The organism is Actinomadura sp. HBU206391, assembly GCF_014323665.1.
GTDB lineage: Bacteria > Actinomycetota > Actinomycetes > Streptosporangiales > Streptosporangiaceae > Actinomadura_C.
This window is the reverse complement of sequence record NZ_JABVEB010000465.1, coordinates 1-2,814: the sequence shown is the minus strand read 5'-3', so window position 1 is coordinate 2,814 and position 2,814 is coordinate 1. Positions and strand designations below refer to the sequence as shown.

At 70.5% G+C, this 2,814-nt stretch carries 1 protein-coding gene; it reads right to left on the bottom strand.

The genetic code is table 11. The annotated features are described in order from the left end of the window. Positions 1 to 2,685: hydantoinase/oxoprolinase family protein (locus HKK72_RS38350; RefSeq protein ID WP_187239282.1), on the bottom strand; the 2,685-nt coding region annotated here is incomplete at its 3' end. Between the last annotated feature and the right edge of the window lie 129 nt (positions 2,686 to 2,814).

Sequence of the window (2,814 nt, the reverse complement as noted above, 5' to 3'; positions counted from 1 at the left end):
GTGCAGCTCCCGTACGCCCTTCTCGTTGGCGGCGACCTGGGCGCGCAGATCGGCGATGTTGCTGGTCGGATCGCGCGAGGGATACGGCGCCGAGCGCAGCGCCTCGATCGTCTCGGCCTCCCGCATGACGCCGTTCTCGACCAGCAGCCAGTTGCGGATCAGGACGCCCTCCTCCTCGACCCGGGTGCTGACCGCCGGCATCGAGCCGGGGGTGAGGCCGCCGATCTCCGCGTGATGGCCCCTGGAAGCGACGTAGAACAGGATGTCCCCATCGCTTCCGAAGACCGGCGTGACCACGGTGATGTCGGGCAGGTGGGTGCCGCCGTGGTAGGGGTCGTTGAGCACGTGGACGTCTCCGGGCTTCATGGCGGCGCCCCGGTCCTTGATGACCTCCTTGATGCTCTCGCCCATCGAGCCCAGGTGCACGGGAATGTGCGGCGCGTTGGCGATGAGGTTGCCGGCTGAGTCGAACAGCGCACAGGAGAAGTCCAGCCGCTCCTTGATGTTGACCGAGTTCGCGGTGCTCCGCAGCCGCACTCCCATCTGCTCGGCCACGGACATGAACAGATTGTTGAAGATCTCCAGCATGACCGGGTCGACGTCGGTCCCGATCGCGCGCTGCTTCGGCCGGGCCTCGACCCGGGTGAGCAGGAGATGATCAAGCTCGTTGACGGCCGCCTGCCAGCCCGGCTCGACCACGGTCGTGGCGTTGGCCTCGGCGATGATCGCCGGACCGTCGACCGTATCGCCCGGCCGCAGGTCCTTCCGATCGTGCAGGGCGACCTCGGTCCAGGCCCCCTCCACGAACACCCCCACCCGCGCCGACGCCCGCTCCGTCGTGATCATGCAGTTGCTCGCTCCGCTTTTCGCGCGAACAACTGCATGATCACGGGGGGATTGTTCTTCGTGGGTGGACGAGGCGCCGATGAGCTCGACCGACACGGACTCCACGATGATCTGCCGGTCCGGCATGAGGAAGGCGAAGCGCCGCCGGTAGGCGGCCTCGAACTCTTCCACCATGTCGGCCACGGCCCCGACCAGCACGGGCACCGCGGTGTCGGTCCCGTCGTAGCGCAGGTGGGTGTGGCGCACGGAATGGGTCCGGTCGTCCGGCACGCCTTCGCCCTTGAGCTCGGCCCGTGCCTCGGCTTCGAGATCGCCGAGGATGTCGTCCAGCCGCAGGTCCTCCCGCAGCGGCGCCTCGACCGCGCGTTCGCGCATCGCGGTGACATCGGCGACCCCCATGCCGTAGGCGGACAGCACCCCGGCGAGCGGATGGATCAGCACCCGGGTCATGCCGAGCGCGTCGGCCACCGCGCAGGCGTGCTGGCCGCCGGCCCCGCCGAACGTCGCGAGCGCGTACTCGGTGACGTCGTAGCCGCGCTGCACCGAGATCTTCTTGATCGCGTTGGCCATGTTGGCCACCGCGATCGTCAGGAATCCGGCGGCCACCTCCTCGGGGCGCCGACCGTCGGCGATCTCGCGCGTGAGTGCGACGAACCGTTCTCGTACGACCTTGGCGTCGAGCGGCTGATCGCCGCCGGGTCCGAAGACGTGCGGGAAGTGCTCTGGCTGGATTCGGCCGAGCAGGACATTGGCGTCTGTGACGGTGAGCGGCCCGCCCCGCCGGTAGGCGGCCGGTCCGGGATCGGCGCCGGCAGAGTGCGGGCCGACCCGATAGCGGCTGCCGTCGAAGTCCAGAATGGACCCGCCTCCGGCGGCGACGGTGTGGATGCTCATCATCGGTGCCCGCATCCGCACCCCGGCCACCTGCGTCTCGAACTCGCGCTCGAACTCTCCGGCGTAGTGCGACACGTCGGTCGAGGTCCCGCCCATGTCGAAGCCGATCACCCGGTCGAACCCGGCGGCCGCCGACGTTCGCGCCATGCCGACGACCCCTCCCGCCGGGCCGGACAGGATCGCGTCCTTGCCGCGGAAGCGGTGCGCCTCGGTCAGCCCCCCGTTGGACTGCATGAACATCAGCCGGACCTCGCCGAGCTCGCCCGCGACCCGGTCGACGTAGCGCCGGAGGATGGGGGAGAGATAGGCGTCCACCACGGTGGTGTCGCCCCGTGACACGAGTTTCATCAGCGGGCTGACCTGGTGCGACTCCGACACCTGCGGGAAGCCGATGCGGCGGGCGATCTCGCCGATCGCCGCCTCGTGCCGTGGGAACCGGTAGGCGTGCACGCACACGACGGCGACCGAGCGCAGGCCGTCGGCATAGGCGGCCCGCAGGTCACGGGCGACGGCGTCCTCGTCGAGTGGCGCCACGACCTCGCCGTCGGCGCCGACCCGCTCGTCCACCTCGATGACCCGGGAGTAGAGCAGCTCCGGCAGCGCGATGGCCCGGTCGAAGAGATGCGGGCGGTTCTGGTAGGCGATCCTGAGCGCGTCGCGGAACCCCCGGGTGATGACGAGGAGGGTGGGCTCTCCCCGCCGCTCCAGCAGGGCGTTCGTGGCCACGGTGGTGCCCATCTTGACCGCCCCGATCCGCTCGGCGGGCACGGGCTCGCCCTCCGGCACGTCCATGAGCCTGCGGATCCCGGCCACGGCGGCGTCCCGGTAGCGCGCGGGATCGTCGGACAGCAGCTTGTACGCGACGAACCTGCCGTCCGGCCGCCTGCCGACGACGTCGGTGAAGGTGCCGCCGCGGTCGATCCAGAACTCCCAGCGCCGCGCCATGTTCCACATCTACCACCGCGGCCGCGGGGCCCCCGACCACCCCGGCGGCCGGCTCATGCCGGCAGCACGAGCGCCTGGTCGGAGATGAACATGCGGCCGGGGGCGTGAGTGAGGGCGAACTCCGGCCTG